Origin of the sequence: Merdimonas faecis, from assembly GCF_001754075.1 — a bacterium.
GTDB lineage: Bacteria > Bacillota > Clostridia > Lachnospirales > Lachnospiraceae > Merdimonas > Merdimonas faecis.
Genome location: NZ_MIEH01000010.1, coordinates 53,733 through 73,901, shown reverse-complemented (window position 1 = coordinate 73,901; position 20,169 = coordinate 53,733). Strand labels below are relative to the sequence as shown.

Below are 20,169 nucleotides of genomic sequence, written 5' to 3'. Positions count from 1 at the left end.
GGTATCATACCAGGGTCAACTCTTTTTTTCTTCTTTTTTCTATTTTTTATCCAATCCGGCCCTCTTTGATAAATCCGGCCAGTTCCTTTGCATAATAAGTCAGATAGCTCTGAGCGCCGGCACGGAAAGCCGCCACTGCAGTCTCACATACGATCTGGTCTTCCATGATCCATCCTTTTTCTGCCGCCGCCTTGATCATGGCATATTCTCCACTGACGCTGTAGGCGGCGATCGGAAGATTTGTGGCTTCCTTTGCCTTGGCGATCATATCCAGATAGGCAAGCGCCGGCTTGACCATAACAATATCTGCGCCTTCCTCTTCATCCAGCAGGATCTCTTTGATTCCCTCCCTGCTGTTATGATAATCCATCTGGTAGCTTTTCCGGTCCCCAAATGCCGGAGCGCTCTTTGCCGCATCACGGAAAGGCGCATAAAATCCGGAGGCATATTTCACCGCATAGGACATGATCGGAATGTCTTCATATCCTTCTGCGTCCAGAACCGTCCGGATCTTTCCCACCCGGCCGTCCATCATATCGGAAGGAGCGACCATGTCCGCGCCGGCCTGCACATGGGAGAGGGCCGTCTTAGCCAAAAGTTCCAGAGTGGAGTCATTGTCCACCTCACAACCTTTAAGCATCCCGCAGTGTCCGTGAGAGGTATACTCACAAAGGCAGACGTCCGTAATATAGTAAAGATCGGGAAATCTTTTTTTCGCCTCCCAGAGCGCTCTCTGGATCACGCCGTCTTCGGCATAAGCCTGACTTCCCTTTTCGTCCTTATGATCCGGAATCCCAAAGAGCATGACCGCCCCTACTCCCGCATCGCTTAGCTTCTCCAGTTCCTCATACATCCTATCTACACTGTAACGGTACTGTCCCGCCATAGAAGGGATTTCTTCCCGGATTCCCTCTCCGTCCCGGACAAACATGGGATAGATCAGGGATGCCTGATCTATTCTGGTTTCCCGCACCATTTTCCGAAGTATTTCTGTTTTTCTTAATCTTCTGGGTCTTTTTATCATCTGTCTTTCTGTATCCTTTCTACTAATTCTGTCAGACTTTCTATCGTAGCCTTCTCGGCCATCCGGCAATTCATGCCGTAGCTTTCTGCCGTCTCCATGGTCTGCCGTCCGATGCAGGCGGCGGTAAATCTGGTATAGTCCGCCCCCTCACTGACCGCGGCAAAACCGTGGACCGTGGAGCTGCTGGTAAACGTCACACAGTCAATCTTCCCGGCGTCAATCTCCCGGCAGATATCCAACGCCTGACACGGTTCATATACGGTCTCATAGGTCGGAATATCCTCCGTCCGGGCTCCTGCTTTTTCCAGGATCTCTGTAAGCTTAGGATTGCCGGATGCCGACCTGGGGATCAGGATCCTTTTCCCTTTGACGTCCAGGGCTTCCAGACTGCGGGCCAGGGCTTCCCCTTCATAGGTTTCCGGCATCAGATCTGCCCGGATGCCATATTTTCCAAGAGCCTTCCTGGTTCCTTCTCCGATCACGGCAAAACGGGCCGGATAAGTATTCCTGATATCCAGGCCATGTTCTTCCAGGTACTCGAAAAAGACGCGCACACCGATCTGGCTGGTAAATACGATCCAGTCGCAGCTTTTTGTTTCCTTCAGGCACTCTGCCAGTCTGTCGCTTTTTACGGCACGTGTGTTGATCGCCGGAACCTCCAGCACCTCCGCACCTTTCTTTCGCAGTCTTTCTGCCATAGAAGAGATCAGTTCTCTTGGCCTGGTCACCAGTACCCGCATCCCGGAAAGAGGAAGCTTCTCATACCAGGAAATCTCTTCTGACAGCCGGCACACCTGGCCCACTACAATAATGGCCGGCGGCTGGATCTCTTCCTTCCAGCAGGCTTCTAAAAGCTCTGCAAGCGGCGCCAATACTTTTCTCTGTCCGGCCAGGGTTCCCTCCTGTATGACAGCGGAGGGCATCTGCGGATCCATCCCCGCATCGAGGAGTCCTTTTACGATATCGGGAAGCGCCGTTACTCCCATCAGGAAGACGAGGGTCCCCCCCGCCTGCACCAGAGCCGGATAGTCACACTCCAGCTCTCCGTTCTTCTTTTTATGCCCGGTCACGATATGCAGAGAGGAAACATAGTCCCGGTGAGTCACCGGAATCCCTGCATAGGCCGGGACAGCCAGGGCGGACGTCACCCCCGGGATGACCTCGAATGGGATTCCCGCTTCCTTAAGCTTTAACAGCTCTTCTCCTCCCCTGCCAAACAGGAAGGGATCCCCGCCCTTCAGCCGGACAACCTGCTTCCCCTGCCGGGCTTCTTCCACCAGGATCTGGCCTATCTCCTCCTGCGGGATCGGATGGTGCCCGGAGATTTTTCCCACATTCACGGCTTTCTGATCCGGCCTGATCCTGGCCAGAATATCCCGGCCCACCAGGTGATCGTAAACCACCACGTCCGCCGACTCCAGCACCTGCTCTGCCTTGCGTGTCAGAAGTCCGGCATCTCCAGGCCCTGCGCCTGCAAGCCATACTTTCCCTGTCTCTTGATGTTCCATTATGCTCCGGCACCTCCCTTTCTTCCATACTTTCGCTCCATTTCCTCTGCCAGAAGGACGCCGATCTCTTCCGCATCCTCCGATCTTCCTTCTCTGCTTCCGAGAGTATAGGAACCTTTCTCTTCTATATAATAAAGTCCCCGCAAATACAACCTGCCTTTCTCTACTCTGGCATAGGCTGCCACCGGCGAAGAGCATCCCCCGTCCAGATACCGGACAAAGGCTCTCTCTGCCAGAGCTTCCGCCCCGGCCCCTTCCTTTGCCAAAGTCTCCAGGAACCCATAATCCTCTCCGGCGCGTCCCTGGACAGCCAAAATCCCCTGCCCGGCCGCCGGAAGGATCTCTTCTGCAGAAAAATAGCGGCAGATCCGATGTTCAAGTCCCAGCCGTTTTAAGCCTGCCGCAGCCAGGATCAGTGCATCGTATTCTCCCCGGTCCAGCTTCTCAAGCCTGGTCAGGACATTTCCCCGGATACTCCGAAACTCTGCCTGCGGGAACAGCCTCTCGCCCTGGATTCTCCTTCTGAAGGAAGAGCAGCCGATCACGCCCCGGCCCTCCCAGGGTTTTCCGCTCTCCGGAAGCACCAGCACATCCCGGACATCCTCTCTCTTTGTATATCCCAGGATAGGGATCTTTGAAGACTCTTCCATCGGCATATCCTTTAAGCTGTGGACCGCCAGGTCGATCCTGCCCTCAAGAAGAGCCCGGTCCAGTTCCTTGACAAACAGTCCCTTACCGCCGATCTTATCCAATGTCACGTCCAGCCGGCGGTCCCCGGTGGTTTCCATCGTGATAAGCTCCAGCTCAATCTCCGGATGGGTTTCCCGGATCATTTCCATCACAAGTTCTGTCTGTATCACCGCCAGACGGCTTTTCCTGCTGCCGATTCTGATTTTCCTACTCATCATGCTCTGTCTCTTCCTCTAGTTTTATTAATATCTTTTCGATTTCCTCCCGGGCTCTTTTCGCCTTTCCATGGTCCCGCCCGCTGGCCGTGACTCCGGCTGTCAGATCCCCGCACACCGCGGTCCCCGGGAAATAGAAATCACACAATTCCTTTTTGTGGGACACATTGACCGGAATCCCACGTCTCCTGCACTCGTCTGCCGCCTGTTCATTGCAGACCGGATCATCCGTGGCCGCCAGCAGAAGATCCGCATCCTGGATCAATCCCGGCGCATACCGGGTTTTCAAATGGGTGACCCTTCCTTCTTTTATATAACCTTCAATCTCTTCCGTCACCTCAGGCGCGATCACACAGATCTGCCCTGCAAATGACAGGAGCGTCCTGATCCGCCGTCCTGCGATGCGGCCTCCGCCGATGACCACTACCTTCTTTTTTGACAGATCAATAAACATTGGGAAAAAAGGCTTTTCCACTATTCTCCACCTCCCGCGCCATTCCTTCATATCCTTTCATTTTCAGTTGCGGTCCTCTCTTCTCCCCTGCTATAATGACAGCAGTGCAATTTTCTTTTTTGCACCTGTCAATTTCGAAAGGAGACTCTCTTTATGATAACAAAAAATACACCTTCTGACACAGCGATTTCTCCCAAAAAAGGTATCCTTGTCGTCAGCTTCGGCACCAGCCATCCGGATACCCGGGCAGTCACGATCAACGCCATCGAAGAAAGCATCCGGAATGCCCATCCGGATCTTGCGGTATACAGTGCCTGGACCAGCCAGATGATCATCCGAAAGCTTTCACGCACCACCGGTGAGCATATCCCCACCGTCACAGAGGCTCTGGAAAACATGCGCCGGGACGGCATTACCGACGTCTGCATCCAGCCTACCCATATCCTGAACGGCATCGAAAACGACCGGATGACGGCGGACGCCCTGGCTTTCCGGGATCAGTTTTCTTCCATTAGCTTCGGCGCCCCTCTTCTGTCCTCTACGGAAGATTTGAAAGAAGTCATCTCGACCCTCGCTGGAGAATATTCTTTCTTGAAAGAAGATGAGGCCCTGATCCTGATGGGCCATGGCAGCGACCACTTCTCTAACACGGTCTATGCCGCCCTGGACTATATGTGCAAGGACTTAAGGCTCTCTCATATCCACGTGGGAACGGTAGAAGCCTATCCCGCCCCCCGGGATGTGCTCCGCCATCTGGAAGGCAGCCCTATCCGCTCCCTTCATCTTCTGCCCCTTATGATCGTGGCAGGGGACCATGCAAAAAACGATATGGCAGGAGACGATCCAGACTCCTGGAAGGAGCAGTTCCGGTCAGCCGGTTATCAGGTTACCTGCCATCTGAAGGGGCTGGGAGAATTTCCGCAGATCCGGAAGATATTCCTTCGCCATCTGGAAGCAATTCTTTAAGAGTCTTTGGCAAAGGCGAAATTCCATAGATCTTTCCTACCTCGTAGAGAAGCGGCTTCTTAAGGCCGCTTTTTTCTATCAGCGCTTCGTCTGCAAAGATTTCCTCTCCTCTGCCGTCTGCCACAAGCCTGCCCTGATGGAAGATCAGGATCCGTTTTGCCCACCGCCAGGCAAAATCCACATCGTGGGTGGCCACCACCAGAGCGATTCCCTTCTGGTGAAGCTTTTCCAAGTTCTCCTCCAGGAGGCTTTGGTTCACCGGATCTAAGCTGGATGCCGGTTCGTCCAGGAGCATCAGCTCCGGCTCCATCGCCAGGATGTCGGCAATGCTGACCCGCTTTTTCTCCCCGCCGGAGAGTTCATGAGGGGCTTTTTCCTGATACTTAAGAAGCTCCATGGCCGCAAGGGCTTTTTCCACTCGGTTTCTTACCTCCTGTTCCGAAAGCTTCAGATTCATGGGGCCAAAGCTGACCTCTTCTGCCACCGTTCCGGCGATCAGCTGATGATCCGCTTCCTGGAAGATCAGCCCCACACTCTGGCGCAGATTCAGGATTTCCTTCTTTTTCCAGGAAATCTTCTCCCCTTTCAGATACAGACTGCCTTCCTTTGGTCTTAAGATTCCGTTGCAGCACCGGAAAAACGTACTCTTTCCGGCTCCGTTATTCCCAAGGACCGCAATTTTTTCACCGGAGGAAATAGAAAGGCTTACCTCCTTAAGCGCCCATGCCTTTTCTTCCTCATACCGAAAAGACAGGTCTTTCAGTCTTAAAATTTCATCCATTCCTTGTCTCCTCCCTTCCAGCTCCTGATCGTCCACTAGATTGCCGGCCAACTGCGCCAGCAGATACAGATTCCTATTTCTAAAAGGACCAGAATCACAAGAATCACTGTCTTCCTCCAGTCTTTCCGGTATTTCCCCGAAAGGAACCGAACACTTCCATCAAAGCAGCGGCTTTCCATAGCGTCAAAATTTGCCCCTGCCTGTCGGTAACTGTAGGCCAGAAGATTTCCATAGATCCCGGCTGTGGTACGAAGAGAAGTCCGGTAATCCATGTATCCCATTCTTCCTTCCGCCGCCTGCTTCATATTTCCATGTACCTGATACATCAGAAAAATATAGCGGTACATCAGATACATCAGGCTGCAGATCAGATCCGGGCAGTGCAGGCGCTTCAAAACACCGGTCAACTCCGTCACCGGCGTAGTCATTCCTAATGCAAACAAGGCAGACACCGCTCCCAGGGCCCGGAAAGTAACAAGAATTGTCCTAAGCACCGTCTCCCTAGTCATGCTAAGATATCCCGGCCCAACGGAAAAGCTTAAGATTCCTTCCCTCACGCCAGAATATTCCCACAAAAGCACCAGTCCGGAAAGCGCCAGAAACCCAAGCGGCAGCCGGAACATCCGGAGATATTTTCCTACCGGCACCTTCCCGTATACCCTGGCCCACAAAAACATGACCACCGAAAGCTCGGCCCCCAGAAAAGGATGGGCCGAGCAGACTGCTGTTACCATCATACCCAGACAGAACAGGACTCTTGGCATAGGGGAAAGACCGCCTTTTTCCCCTCGCATCATTCCTCTTGTCCCCTGGAGTATTTCTTGCGGGCCACCAGGTAGCCAAAGCAAAACGCCAGGATCCCTACGCCAATCCCAGTCTGCACACAGAAGATCAGGCTTTCAATCTCGCCAGGGATCTCTCCTCCGATCAGGTTTTCCAATACCGGAGTGAACCAGGGCTCATACTCTGTCCCTGTTACTTCGTTTACCATCTGGCTTCCCGCGTCGTCGCTTCCGCCAAATTCCGCCCCTCTTAAGGCAAGAAAGGGAACCACCACCAGCAGGATACTGACCAGGATCAGTACGCACACCAGTCCTTTATTTGATTTCTTATGCTCTGCCATTCGTCTTCTCCTTTCTGAAAAATCCGATCGCCCGAAGTTCCGGAGCCGCAAAGCTTTCCATCCCGATCACGATCAGCACCGTCAGGATTCCCTCCAGCACTGCCAGCGGCAGCTGCGTCGGGGCAAATACACCCAGAAACTTCACAGCGCTTGCTGCCACTCCGCCCGTCTCGCTTGGATAGGCAAGCGCCAGCTGGATGCTGGTGACGCAGTAGGTCAGAAGATCTCCCAGAAAAGCAGCCGCAAAAATCACTGCCTTCCGGTTCCAACCAAACCGGATGCCAAGCTTATAGATCCCAAAACTGAAAAGCGGTCCTGCAATCGCCATGCTAAAAGTGTTGGCTCCCAGCGTGGTGAGCCCTCCATGGGCCAAAAGCACCGCCTGAAAGACCAGTACGATGATGCCTAAGATACTGACTGTGGAAGGCCCAAACAGGATGGCTCCAAGCCCAGTCCCTGTCATATGACTGCAGCTTCCGGTGACCGATGGGATCTTCAGCGATGAGATCACGAAGATAAACGCCCCGGACATAGCCAGCAGGATCAATGCTTTCTTCTGCTCCTTTACCAGCTTCCGGATCCGAAGGTACCCCGCCGCCAGAAACGGAAGGCAGACTGCTCCCCAGGCAATGCAGTAGCCTGCCGGAAGATACCCTTCCATGATGTGCATGGCCTTCGTATCAAGACCGCAGACATACACGGCAGCCGCAAGTGTGACGGCAAACAGCAGTCCTTTTTCTGATTTGCTCCATTTGTTCATTTGTTTTCATCCCTCCAAGTATTTTAACATTGATACAGTAAGGCGTTGCAGATGCAGGCTGCAATATTGCTGCCGCCCTTTCTTCCCCGGGCCACGATGTAGGGCGTATCCTTTAAGGTCAGGATCTGCTCCTTGGACTGCACCACATTGACGAACCCTACCGGAGCGCCGATGACCAGTTTGGGAGCGATTCGCCCTTCCCGGATCAGCTCATACAGACGGATCAGCGCGGTAGGCGCATTGCCGATGGCAAAGATCAGGTCCTCTTCTAAGGCACAGGCCTTCTCCATGCTGGCGACGGCCCGGGTAGTACCGGCCCTCTTCGCCTCCTCTGCCACATCTGTATCCGACATGAAGCAGTATACTTGTCCGCCGTATTGCTCCAGTACCCTTTTATTGATGCCGGACCGGGCCATCTGGGTATCCGTGACGATGGACGCACCATGACGGATCGCTTCCTTTGCTTTTTCAACTGCCCCCTCGGAAAACGTCAGATTTCTGGCATAATCAAAGTCTGCGCTGGTATGGATGCACCGCTTGGTCACTGCCTCCTGGTCTTCTGGCAGGGTCATGCCCTGCGCCTTTAACTCTTCCGAAATGATCGCGAAACTCCGCTTCTCGATCTCTTCCGGCCGTACAATCTCAATCTCCATCGACTACTCTTCCTCCTCCAAGATCTGATAAATGGCCTTCATGTCAAGATGCTCCCTGAGGGCATCTGCCAGCAGGTCGTACTGTTCTTCTTTCCAGTCTTTTAAGCTCTTGTTTTTAATCTCCTTTAAGCTTACGCCTTTCTTTTTTGCCAGGCTTTCTGCGATTTCCTCTGCCACGCCTTCCCGGTCAAAGATGCCATGGATATAGGAGCCGTACACATTTCCCCGGCTGTATCCATCCATGCTCCTCCTGCCGCTGACCTGGTCTTTGATCTGACTCATAGCTGCCTGTTCTTCCTGTCCGTCCCTTTTTCTGGTCACGCCCATATGGATCTCGTAGCCTTCCAGCTCTTTTCCTTCCAATGACTTTAATGCCCCATCCACATGGCAGAACCTTCCGCTGACCCTGGTCCTTGTTTTTTCCTTTGTAAATACCGTCTCCAGAGGAAGGAGTCCCATTCCCCGCATGGTTCCTCCTTCTTCCACTTTATCAGGGTCTCGCAGCTCTTCTCCTAACATCTGATAGCCGCCGCAGATGCCAAAGATGACCGTTCCCTGATCTGCTTCCTTTAAGATGGCCGCTTCCAGCCCATTTTCACGCATCCATTTCAGGTCTCCCATGGTATTCTTGGTTCCCGGAAGCAGGATCATATCCGGGCGTTTTAGCTGCCCGGGATGTTCCACATACCGAAGGGTCACTTCTTCCAGATGCTCCAATGCAAGAAAATCTGTAAAGTTGGAGATCCGCGGCGTGCGGATCACCGCAATGTCTATCTTTCCGCCGCTGCCTGTCTTTCTAAACCGTTCTGTCAGGCTGTCCTCATCCTCAATATCCACATGCAGATATGGAGTCACACCCAGCACCGGCACCCGGCACCTTTCCTCCAGCATCTGTATTCCCGGATCCAGGATGGTCTTATCTCCCCGGAATTTATTGATGATCAGGCCCTTCACCCGCTCTCTTTCTTCCTGCTCCAGCAGCATCAGGGTTCCCAGAAGCTGTGCGAACACACCGCCCCGGTCGATATCTCCCACCAGCAGGACCGGTGCATCCAGCATCTTTGCCAGCCCCATGTTGACGATGTCGTTTTCTTTCAGATTGATCTCCGCCGGGCTTCCGGCTCCTTCGATAACGATCAAGTCATACTCCTTTTCCAGCTTCCCGTATGCTTCCAGGATCTGCGGGACCAGCCGGCGCTTGCAGGCAAAATAATCCCGGGCGCTCATATCCTGCCAGACCTTCCCGTTTACGATGACCTGAGATCCTGTATCGTTGGTGGGCTTTAGCAGGATGGGATTCATCTCTACTCTGGGTCTGATCTTCGCCGCCTCGGCCTGAACCACCTGCGCCCGGCCCATCTCCAGTCCATCATCGGTGATAAAAGAATTCAATGCCATGTTCTGGGATTTAAAGGGCGCCGCCTTGTATCCGTCCTGATGAAAGATCCTGCAAAGGCCCGCACAGATCAGACTCTTTCCTGCATTTGACATGGTTCCTTGTATCATAATCCTTTTCGCCATGCGATCCACCTCTCGTTTTCTTCCTTTGTCCGGACGGCGATCCGGTAATATCCCTCTCCAAGTCCTCTGTAATTTCCACAGTTCCGTATCAAGAATCCGGCCTCCAGAGCTTTTTCATAAAGTCCTTTCTCACTGGCAAAAAACAGGTAGTTGGCCCGGGAGCCGATCACCCGGTCGCCAAGTTCTTCCATCTGACGGCGCAGCTTTTCCCGCTCTTCTTTTAGAAACATCCGGGTTTCTTCCAGATATTCTTTATGATTCTTCATGGCGGCCACCCCTGCGATCTGCGCCGGCACCGACACATTCCAGGGCTGCAAGAAACGGTCCATCTCTTCCAGCAGGCCCGGGTCACTGCAAAGGCCATACCCAAGCCTCAGTCCCGGCATACAGAATATCTTGGTAAAGGCCTTCACGATCAGAAGATTAGGATACTCTTTTAAAAATCCTGTCATGGTCGCCTGATCCGGATGATCCAGAAAGTCCACAAAGCACTCATCCAGAAGAAGGGTCACGCCTGCCTCTTTGCACCGCTTCAGGATCTTAAGAAGCAGCGGGCGCTCCACCACCTGCCCGGTTGGGTTATTGGGATTACACAGGATCAAAAGATCCATCTCCGGTGTGATCGCCTGCAGGATCTCTTCTGTCACCAGAAAATCCTGCTCTTCCCGCAATGTATATTCATGGATCACTGCGTCCACAGACCGAAGCGACCGCTCATACTCCGCAAAGGAAGGCTCGGGAAGCAGCACATGCTTTGGCTTTAATGCAAAGGCAGCGGCGAAAAACAGCTCCGCCGCGCCGTTTCCACAGAGCACCTGCTCCTCTTCCACCTGTTCGAACCGGCAGATCTCCCGGATCAGCGCCTCGCACTTAATATCCGGGTAATGGGCAATTTCTCCCAGCTGCTCCTTAAGAGCCGAAAGCACCTCTTTTTGCACGCCCAGCGGATTACTGTTCACCGAAAAATCCGTCACCCCCGGGTTGCGGTAAATATCTCCTCCGTGAATCTGTTCTTTCTTCATCGTAACCTCCTGTCATCACAGCCAAAGCAGGCAGCATTTGATTCCCATAAAGACTGCCAGGGCCAGGATACTGGTGCCGTAAAGCAGCCGGTGGGACCTTCTGATATCTTCGATCTCAATGGGCCTTTTCGGATCCCCGATGGTGGGCTTTTCATAAAGTTTCCCAAAATACCAGGCATTTCCCGCAAGCTCCACTCCCAGGGCGCCTGCCATGACAGACTCCGTCTGCGCCGCATTGGGGCTTTTGTGATTCTTCCGGTCCCGGCAGTAGATCCGGAATGCCCCTGGCCCGTCCATCCCCAAAAGGAAGGAGGCTGCGATCATCAGAAGCGCCGCAAGCCGGGAGGGAAGAAAGTTCGCCGCATCATCAAGCCTTGCCGCTGCCGTCCCGAAATACCGGTATTTGTCATTCTTATATCCGATCATGGAATCCATGGTGTTCACCGCCTTATAGGCAAATCCAAGTACAGCGCCGCCGATCACCATGTAGAACAGCGGAGCGATCACGCCGTCAGAGGTATTCTCGGCCACCGTCTCCACCGCAGCCTTTGTCACCCCTTCTTCCGATAATTCTTCCGTATCCCTTCCCACGATCATGGACACCGCTTTTCGCCCGCTTATCAGGCCCTCTTCCTTTAGCGCCCGGCAGACCCGGTCACTTTCCACCTTAAGCGACTTCACCGCCAGGATCTGGTAGCAGAAAAAGGTCTCGATCAAAAGTCCCAGGGGGACAAAAAAGCGGTACACCGCCAAAAGGATCCCCAGAGGAACGAGCGCGCTTATACTCACTACGAAAATCACCAGGACCACTCCGCCCAGGCGCTCACCGCCTCTGGTCTTTGGCAGACATTTTCTGATAATTTTTTCTCCCTTTTCGATCAGAAGCCCGATCAGCCGCACCGGATGATAGAGCCATGCCGGGTCCCCCAGCAAAAGATCCAGGACAAATCCCGCAAGTACCGGCACCGTCATCTGTAATAACCAGTTCATATCCCTCTCCATTTCCCACTTGAAAATCATAATAAGAGCCCTTAGGTCTGGCATAAGCCTCCATGATGCTCATGATGGTGCCTCCATGGACGATCAGAGCCGCCGTCTCTATGCCATCCCGCCGGCAGTCTTCCAGCACCTTATCAAATCCTTCCACGCAGCGTCTCCGGAATCCGCCGGGCTCCTCTCCTCCCGGGAATCCAAGCGTCCCGCCGCTGTCGATCCAGGCCTGATACACCGGATCCCCGCTTAGATCCTGATAATTTTTTCCCTCAAAGCTTCCGAAATCACATTCCCGGAATTCTTCGATCTTTACCGGAGCCCGCCCCGGATACAGGATCTTCGCTGTCTGGATGCACCGCCGCATCGGACTTGCATAAATCCTTTGAACCTCCGGCGCCTCCTGTCCTTTCAGAGCAAGGATTCCTTCCTCACACAGGTCTTCCTCTGTCCTTCCGATATACTGGTGTTCCCTGTTCCCCGGCGTACTGCCGTGCCGGATGAGATACATCCTTATCATCCCTTGATCACCGTCCCTATACCGCAGATTACCCGGTGAACCCGGCTGGCCTTCCCTGCAAGCGCCGTGCAGACCCGCCCGGTCTGCTCCCTTACTTCCCTCTGGAAGGGATCCATAGGCACGATGCCGCAGCCGATCTCATCGGTCACGATCACCAGCTCCGGATTCTCCTGATACAGAATTTCCGCCAGATCCGCCACCGACTCTCCTGCTGCCATCCGCCGTTCCAGATAGTGGTGAAATTTCAGGATCCCCTGACACTGACAGAGCTCCTCAAAGGAGCAGTCTTCTCCGTCTGCCCAGGAAATGTCCGGGAATAAACGTCTGGCATACTCTGTTTTCCCCTGATAGGCTCCTCCTACGATCAGTTCCATTTTACCAGCCCGCTCCTTTCCATAAGATATCGGCAATCACTGCCGCCGCTGCCATCCAGATTTCACAAAGCTGGAGAAAATACCCGGCCAGGTCTCCTGTCATGCCACCAAAAATCCGTCTGGTCATCCGCGCATAATAGAGGAATACACCCCCGGCGGCCAGGACAGCAGACACTCCCGGCACGCCTCCGGCAAAGATCATCACTCCGGCGGCCAGGATCACATATAGGATCAGCACAAGACAGCTTCCCTTCTTCTTCGCTCCATCAGAGAAATCCGCAGCTATTCCCTTTTTTCTTGCCTGGGGAAAGCAGACGACGGAAAGTCCGCTAAGCGCCCGCGACAACACAAAACCTGCCGCGATCACCCGGACACTTTCTGCCGTCAGACCGCTGTAAATCCCCAGATCCAGCACAAAATAGCAAATCCCGGCGATCACCGCAAAGGCTCCCGTATGCGGGTCCTTCAATATCTCCAGCTTCCGCTCCCTGGATTGGTAGGAATGAAGGGCATCCTGAGTATCCAGATAGCCATCCAGATGAATCCCACCGGTAACCCATACAGGAATCAGCACCAGAAGCGCCGTAAAAAAGAAGTCCGGAAATCCAAATCCGGCCTGATGCATCCACTCTTTCAGGGAATACACGGCATAAGTCAGCGCTCCGATCACAGCCCCCACCCAGGGGAAAAAGCACATCACATAAGCCTTGTTTTCTTTGGTCCAGTCTGCAGGGGGCACAGGGATCTTACTGTACATCGAACATGCAATTTGAAAACTATTCCACACTCTGCTTTTCATACTTTCAACGGTACGGGGATCCCGTACACCACCTCCGTGATCTGATCGGCCATCTCTCCGATCTTCTGATTGGTCTCTCCCAGAATCTTCTGATAGGTTCTGGTTTCCTCCGAATAGGAATCAATGTCCCCATCCACCTGCCCTGTCACTACAGCCAGATACGCCGTATGTTCCGAAAGGTGACGGATTCCTTCCAGCACCTTTTCTGCCACCTTATCTTCCCCTTTTTCCTGTGCATCTTTTTCGTCTTCCCGGTAAGATTCATTGGCCGTCAGGTTCATGACACATTCCAGCAGGATCCCTGCATTTTCCGGAATCTCCAGGGCTTCCAGATCCTGGTAGCACTCCAGGGTGGCAAAGCCCTTCCCGGCCCGCTGATTTCTGTGGCGCAAAATTTTCTGTCTGCTCTCCTGCCCGAAGGGACGCATGGTCGCAATATAGAGAAAGGGCTTCTCTTTCCCGCACGCTTCCCGGCCGCCCTGCCGGATCAGCCAATTCTCCGCATAAACGGACTTTCCGCTTCCGCTTCCGCCTGTGATCAAATGTATCATTATTTATCTCCCAGCTCCTGATATTCTTCTACCTGAATGTCCGCAAAGGTGCTCATCTGACGGTAGACTGCCGCCGCCATGTCAAGCACCGGGAAAAAGGCCACGGCCCCGGTGCCTTCTCCCAGGCACATATCGCAGTCCAGAGACGCAGAAAGCCCCAGCGCCTTCAGGAGGATCTGCATTCCCGGCTCCTTGGATTTGTGAGAGGCGATCATATATTCCTTTGCCTCCGGACAAAGCCTGCAGGCAAGAAGCGCCGCCGTCCCGGAGATAAATCCGTCGATCAGCACCGGAAGACGCATCTTTGCCGCTCCCAGATACACGCCCGCAAGGCCGCCGATATCAAAGCCGCCCACCTTTGCGAGTACATCCACCGGATCGTTCGCGTCCGGCTTATGTAAGGCAAGCGCCTGGCGGATCACCTGGATCTTTCTGGAAAGCCCCGCGCTGGTAAGCCCGGCGCCTCTTCCCGTCACTTTTTCCGGATCTATCTGAAGAAGAGCCGCAAGCACCGCGCTGCTGGTGGTGGTATTTCCGATGCCCATCTCTCCGGTGGCCAGAAGCGCCACGCCCGCCTTTTTTTGTTCCTCCACGATCCGGACTCCGGTCAGGATACTTTGAAGCGCCTGCTCCCTTGTCATGGCAGGCTCCTTTGCAAAATTCCTGGTACCGCAGGCCACCTTATGGTCCGGCACTTTTGTTTTTCCTGCCATGCCAATATCGATAGGAAGGATCCTGGCTCCCGCTTTCTTACACATAATAGCCGCACTGGTTTCTCCGGACAGGAAATTCTCCGCCACGATGGCCGTCACTTCCTGCCCCGTCTGGGTCACGCCTTCTTCTACCACTCCGTTGTCCGCACACATAACGATCAGAGCCTTTTCTTCGATCTTCACATCCGGATCTCCAGTGATCCCGGCGATCCGGATGATGTGCTCTTCCAGCTTTCCTAAGCTGTGCAGCGGCTTTGCAATAGAATTCCACTGCTTCTTTGCCTGTTCCATGGCATGTTCATCCAGCGGTCTGATCTGCCGGATGACCTGTTCCAAATCTGTTTCCTGATTCAAAGCTCCTTCCTCCTGTTCCTGCATACATCCAGAAAGTTTTCTGCAAACTTCCGGTTTCCTCCATAGTGAATGTGCGGATAACCCGCCCACAGACGCCCGGTGCTGACGATACATCTCCAGCTTCTTTTGGACAGTGGCTTGCTTGCCAGATACGCATTTCCTGCATCCGTGGAATCATAATAGTGAAATTCATGCGCCGGGATCTCTCCTGCATCCCCTCCAAAGGCCGTCCCGCCGGACAGGGTCACATAGCCGAATCTTAAAAGACGCCCTGTGTAATGGCTCCCTCCGGGTAATACACCCGTCATGGGAAAACGCTGTCCCTCTTTTGTTTCCAGATATTCCTGCAAATATAAGAAACCTCCGCACTCTCCGATACAGGGAAGCCCCTCGTTCACTGCCATGTGAACGCTGTCTCGCATGGAACTGTTCCGGCTAAGCTTTTCGGCATACAATTCCGGGTAGCCGCCGTAAAAGATGAGTCCGTCCACGTCTGCCGGAATCTTTTCATCCCGAAGCGGGGAAAAATACACAAGCTCTGCCCCCATATCTTCCAGAATCTTTAGGTTGTCCTGATAAAAGAAACAGAAGGCTTCATCCTTTGCGATCCCGATCCGGACTTTTTCTTTTGCAGGCACTTTTCCGTCAGTCTCCCCGCATCCTTTGGATGTCCGGCGCTCTTCCTCTTCCATCATCCCGGCTGTTTCTGCCAGGGAAAGGAGTCCTGCAAGGTCGATGGTCTCTTCTGCCTGGCTTCCCAAACGCTTCAGCGTCTCCTTCATCGTTTCCATCTCTCCGGGAAGCCGAAGCCCCAGATACCGGCTTTCTACCTGAAGCTCCTTTTTCTCCGGAAGATAGCCGTACACCAGAAGTCCGGTCTGTTCCTCGATCATTTCTTTTAATCTGGGATACATGGAAGGCGAGATCCGATTCAGGATCACACCCCGGATATGGCTTTCTTTCCGGAAGTTTTGAAATCCCTGGATCTCCGCTGCCAGAGAAAGGCTCTTTCCCCGACCGTCCACCACCAGGACCACCGGCGTTCCCGTCGCGTCCGCCACCTCATAAGAGCTGGCTCCATCTGAGATCCCGCCGATGCCGTCGTAATATCCCATCACGCCTTCCAGCACCGCAAGCTCTGCTTTTTTTGCATTCTTCAGAAGTCTCCGGCGGATATAATCCTTTCCGCATAAAAACGTATCAAGATTAGCGCTGCCGACTCCTAAGGCTTCCCGGTGAAACATGGGATCGATATAATCCGGACCGCATTTATAGGAAATAAGGCGTAATCCTTTTTCTTTCCAGGCTGCGAGAAGGGCGCAGGTCAGCATGGTCTTTCCCGAGCCGCTCCCCGGCGCCGCGATCATGATTCTTGGAAGTTTTGTGTTCATTGTTCCTCCTCGTCACAGGTAAAACTAAAGATCCATACCGGGTTTAACCCGGTCATCAGATGATAGTTTCCTGCTTTTCTTGCCCGGCTTACGGACACCTGCACCACGTCCTCTTCCCGGTGCCGGATCTTTTCCATACAGGCCTTCGCCTCTGCCACCGTTTCCAGAGAAATGGCTGTGAGCACCACCCGGACGCACGGATTCTTCCGAAGCACCGCTGCAAGGATTTCTGAAAGCCTTCCGCCGCTTCCTCCGATAAATACCTGGTCCGGCGCCGGTAGCCCCTCCAGAGCCTCCGGTGCTTCTCCTGAAACCACTGTAAGGCCTGCTGCCCGCAGAGCTTCCTGATTCTCCCGGATAAGCTTAAGCCCTTCCGGGTTCCTTTCTACCGCATACACATGGCCGCGAAAAGCCATCCGTGCAGCTTCTACGGCTACAGATCCGGTACCCGCGCCGATGTCATAGACTACCGAAGTTTCTCCAAGCCGAAGCTTGGAAAGGGCAACGCATCGAATCTCTTCCTTTGTCATCGGCACCTTTCCTCTTACGAAAGCCTCATCTGGAACACCGGGGCCATAAGCGCTCTCTCCGCCATCCGGATTTTCAATCAGAAGGATCACCGGGCCTTCGCCCTCGTAGGAAGACATCTCTTCGGCGCTTCCCTTACGGATATCTTCCTCCGGATAGGAAAGTCTGGCTCCTGCCGTCATGGTCAGAGTTCCATATCCATAGACCTTTAAGGTCTCGCAGATCTTACGGACGCTCTCCGCCCCGCTTCCCAGCACAATGGTCTTCTTATGACGCTCCACCGCCCAGATCAGGTTGTCTTCCCGTCCATGGAGGCTTAGAACTGCCGCATCCTCCCAGCTGGTGTGAAGCTTCGCGCAGAAATAAGAGACGGAAGAAATTCCCGGTATCACCCGTACCTGGAAGTCCGGCTCTTCCTGAAGCGCTTCCAAAAGTCTTTTTGCCCCGCTGTAAAAGCCCGGATCCCCGGACAGCACCACCGCTGCCCTCCGGATCGAAGGGTAGCGCTTCACCGCCGCCAGAATGTCTCCCGGCAGATAGGCTTCTTCCGTGACCTGTCCTTCTATTGCCACAGCTTCCAGCATCCGTCTGGCGCCAATCAAAAGCCCGGCCTCCCGGCAGGCCTTTTTCCCTTCCAGCGTCAGAGACTCTTCTGCACCCATGCCGATTCCCACGATTGCCAGTTCCCAGCTGTCAGAAAGGGACAGCTCCTGCTTCAGATAGGCATAGAGTTCTTCTTCCAAAAATCCTTCTCTTTCCTCCGGCCGGCCAATGACCACAAGCACTGCGCCGGCTTTTTCGGCCGCCTCACATTTTTCCGGAAAGCCGCCTGTGCTCCCTGCCTCCTTAGTCACCAGGAAACGGATCTTGAACTCCCGGAGCATGGCCAGATTCAATTCCGCTGAAAACGGCCCCTGCATACAGATGAGATGCCGTCCTTCCAGTCCAAGGCTATGGCATTTTTCCACCACCGAGGGCAGGGACAGTACCCGTGCATAGACCCTCTCCCGGTAATCCGGAATCCGTGTAAATGCTTCAAGCTCCTTGCTTCCGGTAGTCAAAAGGATCTTTCCTTCCTTGTCCGCCAGATATTCTGCTGCTTCTTTTGCACTCTCTACCCAGACGATCCTGTCGTCCGTCCCTGCGGCGGTCCCGTCTTTTGCCCCGTCATGCTCTGGAAGGGAAGTCCCCTCTTCCCGCAGAAGCCGAAGATAGGATTTCCCGCAGGATTCACAGGCCTGTTTTATATTGCGAGAAACTTCCCTGGCATACGGATGCGTGGCGTCCACAACGAAGGCCGGCTCATACTCCCGGATCCTATGGCACATCTCGGATACATCCATCCGGCTGCTCTCTGCCGTCACAGATTCACTCTCCGGAAGCAGGCTCTCCCCGTAGGCCGTCGCCACACAGACATGGACTCTGACCTTCCTTGCTGCCAGGTACTCTGTCAGCTTCCGCCCTTCTGTTGTCCCTCCAAAAATCAAAATCTTTTTCTCTGTCATAGCTGATATCCTCTCGGTGTAACCATCCGTCCCCGAACCACCTTCGTCTCGTGATTGCCGATGTAAACCGTGGAAAACATGTCTGCCTCTGCGTCTTTTAATTCTCCCAGAGTAAGAATCTGAAACGACTCGCCCTCTCTTGCGATATTTCTTACGATCCCGCACACGGTATCTGCCGGTTTATGGTTCATTAATATCTCACAGGCTTTTTTCAGGTAGTCCTTCCGCTTCCGGCTGGCCGGATTGTAGAGGCAGATCACAAAATCTGCCGCTGCCGCCGAAAGAAGCCGTTTCTCAATCGTCTCCCAGGGCGTCAGAAGATCGCTCAGGCTGATGATACAAAGATCATGCCCCAGGGGCGCTCCAAGGACAGCCGCGCCGCCAAGGGCTGCCGTCACTCCCGGCACGACCTCGATCTCTACCTGTGGATACTCCTCACCCACTTCATACATCAGTCCCGCCATTCCATAAATCCCGGCGTCGCCGCTACACACCATGGCGGTGGTTTTCCCTTCCGCTGCCGACTCGAAGGCCAGACGGCACCGCTCCACCTCCTGACGCATGGGGGTGGTGATATATTCTGCCCCGGGATAGGCTTCTTTTAAAAGTTCTACATACACGGTATAGCCTGCGATTACCTCACAGGATGCGAATACCTCCCGGGCTTTTTCCGTCATCTGTTCCTGGCTTCCCGGACCCATGCCCACCACATATACTTTCTTCAAATTCCACACTCCATTCTGTCACGGCAAGGGCCGCCGTCACTTGGTCTTTTTTCTGTTTGGGGATCAGAAGCTTCCCGCCTTTCGAAGCTTTCACCGCGCTCCGCTCGCAGACGTTATCGATTCCCGTTACCTGGCGGACAAATTCGGAAGAAGAAAATTTTCCTTCCACTTCCGAAAGCTCCTCCGCCGAAAACGACAGTAAGCTAATTCCCTTTTCCCTGCAATATTCCAAAAGCCCCGGCTCTTCTGCCTTCCGGTCGATGGTAGCGACAGCCCCAATACACTCCGGACAGACATGAAAGGCTTCCAACGTTTCCACCACAGCCTCCTCAATCTGCTCCAAAGACACCCCTTTTCGGCAGCCGATGCCTAATACTCCGGTCTTGGGGATCAGATACAAGGCGCGTCGCCAGCCCGGATGTTCCAGAAGTCCGATATAAACGTCCGGCTCCTCCTGCGTTTCTTTGCCGTCCTCCATCTTGATCCGGATCTCTTTTCCGGCCAGCAGATCCGCTGAGATCCGTTTCGCCTTTTCCATGTCCCGGATCAAGAGGCCGTTCTTTTTGGCAAATACATCCACCGCCCATTTCCCGTTCCGGTCCGTGGCCGTTGTCACCACCGGCTCCATCCCAAAGGCTGCTGCCAGAGCAAGGGCCAGCTCATTGGCGCCTCCAAGATGGCCGGACAGAAGCGGGATACAGTAGGCGCCCTGTTCATCGATGACCAGCACCGCAGGGTCCAGGGTCTTGGCCTGCACATAGGGTGCGATGGCACGCACGGCGATCCCTGCTGCCCCCACATAGACAAGCGCGTCCACCTCCGCAAACCGTTCTCTCGTCCACTGATCCAGAGATTCGGGAATGGATTCTTCCAGATCCCTGCATTTGACCGCCGCCTCGGCTTCATAACCTTGTTCCTGGAGCCAGTCACGGATCCTCCTCCCCAGCTCATAGCCTGCTTTCGTAAAACTGATGACTGCTGCTTTCATTCCTTCATCCTCTT

The 20,169-nt window shown here is 54.0% G+C and carries 22 protein-coding genes; 1 reads left to right on the top strand and 21 read right to left on the bottom strand.

Annotated features, from left to right (window positions below):
- Nucleotides 1-46: 46 nt before the first annotated feature.
- The 4 genes from hemB to BKD12_RS04955 are packed head-to-tail and all read right to left on the bottom strand — an operon-like array spanning nt 47 to nt 3,891.
- Nucleotides 47-1,024, bottom strand: coding sequence for a porphobilinogen synthase (hemB, locus tag BKD12_RS04970; protein WP_070088221.1), 978 nt, complete (start codon nt 1,022-1,024; stop codon nt 47-49).
- Nucleotides 1,021-2,532: a uroporphyrinogen-III C-methyltransferase gene (gene cobA / locus BKD12_RS04965; RefSeq protein ID WP_070088220.1), complete on the bottom strand. Its 1,512-nt coding sequence runs from the start codon at nt 2,530-2,532 to the stop codon at nt 1,021-1,023. Before cobA ends, hemB begins: the two co-directional genes overlap by 4 nt.
- Nucleotides 2,532-3,437: a hydroxymethylbilane synthase gene (gene hemC, locus BKD12_RS04960; protein WP_070088288.1), complete on the bottom strand. Its 906-nt coding sequence runs from the start codon at nt 3,435-3,437 to the stop codon at nt 2,532-2,534. Before hemC ends, cobA begins: the two co-directional genes overlap by 1 nt.
- Nucleotides 3,430-3,891, bottom strand: a complete 462-nt coding sequence (locus BKD12_RS04955) for a precorrin-2 dehydrogenase/sirohydrochlorin ferrochelatase family protein (RefSeq protein WP_242872709.1) — start codon at nt 3,889-3,891, stop codon at nt 3,430-3,432. Before BKD12_RS04955 ends, hemC begins: the two co-directional genes overlap by 8 nt.
- A gap of 153 nt (nt 3,892-4,044) precedes the next feature.
- Here BKD12_RS04955 and BKD12_RS04950 point away from each other — a divergent pair, with 153 nt between their 5' ends.
- Nucleotides 4,045-4,857, top strand: coding sequence for a sirohydrochlorin cobaltochelatase (locus BKD12_RS04950; protein ID WP_070088218.1), 813 nt, complete (start codon nt 4,045-4,047; stop codon nt 4,855-4,857).
- Here the strand turns inward: BKD12_RS04950 and BKD12_RS04945 are convergent.
- The 17 genes from BKD12_RS04945 to BKD12_RS04870 are packed head-to-tail and all read right to left on the bottom strand — an operon-like array spanning nt 4,778 to nt 20,155.
- Nucleotides 4,778-5,638 (bottom strand): energy-coupling factor ABC transporter ATP-binding protein, encoded by an 861-nt coding sequence (locus BKD12_RS04945; protein ID WP_070088217.1) that lies wholly within the window; start codon nt 5,636-5,638, stop codon nt 4,778-4,780. The two genes, BKD12_RS04950 and BKD12_RS04945, sit on opposite strands and share 80 nt — an antisense overlap.
- 35 nt (nt 5,639-5,673) lie before the next feature.
- Complete coding sequence (gene cbiQ, locus BKD12_RS04940) at nt 5,674-6,435, bottom strand: cobalt ECF transporter T component CbiQ (protein WP_070088216.1); 762 nt, start codon at nt 6,433-6,435, stop codon at nt 5,674-5,676.
- On the bottom strand, nt 6,432-6,761 hold the full coding sequence (locus tag BKD12_RS04935; RefSeq protein ID WP_070088215.1) for an energy-coupling factor ABC transporter substrate-binding protein: 330 nt from the start codon (nt 6,759-6,761) through the stop codon (nt 6,432-6,434). The genes cbiQ and BKD12_RS04935 overlap by 4 nt, the downstream gene beginning before the upstream one ends.
- On the bottom strand, nt 6,748-7,521 hold the full coding sequence (locus tag BKD12_RS04930; protein ID WP_070088214.1) for an energy-coupling factor ABC transporter permease: 774 nt from the start codon (nt 7,519-7,521) through the stop codon (nt 6,748-6,750). The genes BKD12_RS04935 and BKD12_RS04930 overlap by 14 nt, the downstream gene beginning before the upstream one ends.
- Before the next feature lie 23 nt (nt 7,522-7,544).
- On the bottom strand, nt 7,545-8,174 hold the full coding sequence (locus tag BKD12_RS04925) for a precorrin-8X methylmutase (RefSeq protein ID WP_070088213.1): 630 nt from the start codon (nt 8,172-8,174) through the stop codon (nt 7,545-7,547).
- A 3-nt stretch (nt 8,175-8,177) separates the two neighbouring features.
- Nucleotides 8,178-9,695 (bottom strand): cobyric acid synthase, encoded by a 1,518-nt coding sequence (locus BKD12_RS04920; protein ID WP_070088212.1) that lies wholly within the window; start codon nt 9,693-9,695, stop codon nt 8,178-8,180.
- A complete protein-coding gene (locus BKD12_RS04915) occupies nt 9,677-10,717 on the bottom strand; it encodes a pyridoxal phosphate-dependent aminotransferase (protein ID WP_070088211.1) in 1,041 nt (346 codons plus the stop codon). Before BKD12_RS04915 ends, BKD12_RS04920 begins: the two co-directional genes overlap by 19 nt.
- Before the next feature lie 15 nt (nt 10,718-10,732).
- Nucleotides 10,733-11,650, bottom strand: coding sequence for an adenosylcobinamide-phosphate synthase CbiB (cbiB, locus tag BKD12_RS04910; protein WP_242872712.1), 918 nt, complete (start codon nt 11,648-11,650; stop codon nt 10,733-10,735).
- Complete coding sequence (locus tag BKD12_RS16395; protein WP_242872708.1) at nt 11,541-12,227, bottom strand: histidine phosphatase family protein; 687 nt, start codon at nt 12,225-12,227, stop codon at nt 11,541-11,543. Before BKD12_RS16395 ends, cbiB begins: the two co-directional genes overlap by 110 nt.
- Nucleotides 12,224-12,601, bottom strand: coding sequence for a bifunctional adenosylcobinamide kinase/adenosylcobinamide-phosphate guanylyltransferase (locus BKD12_RS04905; protein WP_070088209.1), 378 nt, complete (start codon nt 12,599-12,601; stop codon nt 12,224-12,226). The genes BKD12_RS16395 and BKD12_RS04905 overlap by 4 nt, the downstream gene beginning before the upstream one ends.
- Before the next feature lies 1 nt (nt 12,602).
- Nucleotides 12,603-13,358 carry an adenosylcobinamide-GDP ribazoletransferase gene (locus tag BKD12_RS04900; protein WP_242872707.1) on the bottom strand — a complete coding sequence of 252 codons (756 nt, stop codon included), beginning with the start codon at nt 13,356-13,358 and terminating at the stop codon, nt 12,603-12,605.
- Between the two features lie 38 nt (nt 13,359-13,396).
- Nucleotides 13,397-13,951 (bottom strand): bifunctional adenosylcobinamide kinase/adenosylcobinamide-phosphate guanylyltransferase, encoded by a 555-nt coding sequence (locus tag BKD12_RS04895; RefSeq protein ID WP_070088207.1) that lies wholly within the window; start codon nt 13,949-13,951, stop codon nt 13,397-13,399.
- The gene (cobT, locus tag BKD12_RS04890; protein WP_070088206.1) at nt 13,951-15,042 is read right to left on the bottom strand and encodes a nicotinate-nucleotide--dimethylbenzimidazole phosphoribosyltransferase; all 1,092 of its coding nucleotides are present in this window, start codon (nt 15,040-15,042) and stop codon (nt 13,951-13,953) included. The genes BKD12_RS04895 and cobT overlap by 1 nt, the downstream gene beginning before the upstream one ends.
- On the bottom strand, nt 15,015-16,409 hold the full coding sequence (locus tag BKD12_RS04885) for a cobyrinic acid a,c-diamide synthase CobB (RefSeq protein ID WP_070088205.1): 1,395 nt from the start codon (nt 16,407-16,409) through the stop codon (nt 15,015-15,017). The genes cobT and BKD12_RS04885 overlap by 28 nt, the downstream gene beginning before the upstream one ends.
- Entirely contained in the window at nt 16,406-18,442 is a 2,037-nt protein-coding gene (locus BKD12_RS04880) for a bifunctional cobalt-precorrin-7 (C(5))-methyltransferase/cobalt-precorrin-6B (C(15))-methyltransferase (RefSeq protein ID WP_070088204.1), read from the bottom strand. The genes BKD12_RS04885 and BKD12_RS04880 overlap by 4 nt, the downstream gene beginning before the upstream one ends.
- On the bottom strand, nt 18,439-19,167 hold the full coding sequence (gene cobJ / locus BKD12_RS04875) for a precorrin-3B C(17)-methyltransferase (protein WP_070088203.1): 729 nt from the start codon (nt 19,165-19,167) through the stop codon (nt 18,439-18,441). The genes BKD12_RS04880 and cobJ overlap by 4 nt, the downstream gene beginning before the upstream one ends.
- Nucleotides 19,082-20,155, bottom strand: coding sequence for a cobalt-precorrin 5A hydrolase (locus tag BKD12_RS04870; protein WP_070088202.1), 1,074 nt, complete (start codon nt 20,153-20,155; stop codon nt 19,082-19,084). Before BKD12_RS04870 ends, cobJ begins: the two co-directional genes overlap by 86 nt.
- Nucleotides 20,156-20,169 lie beyond the last annotated feature (14 nt).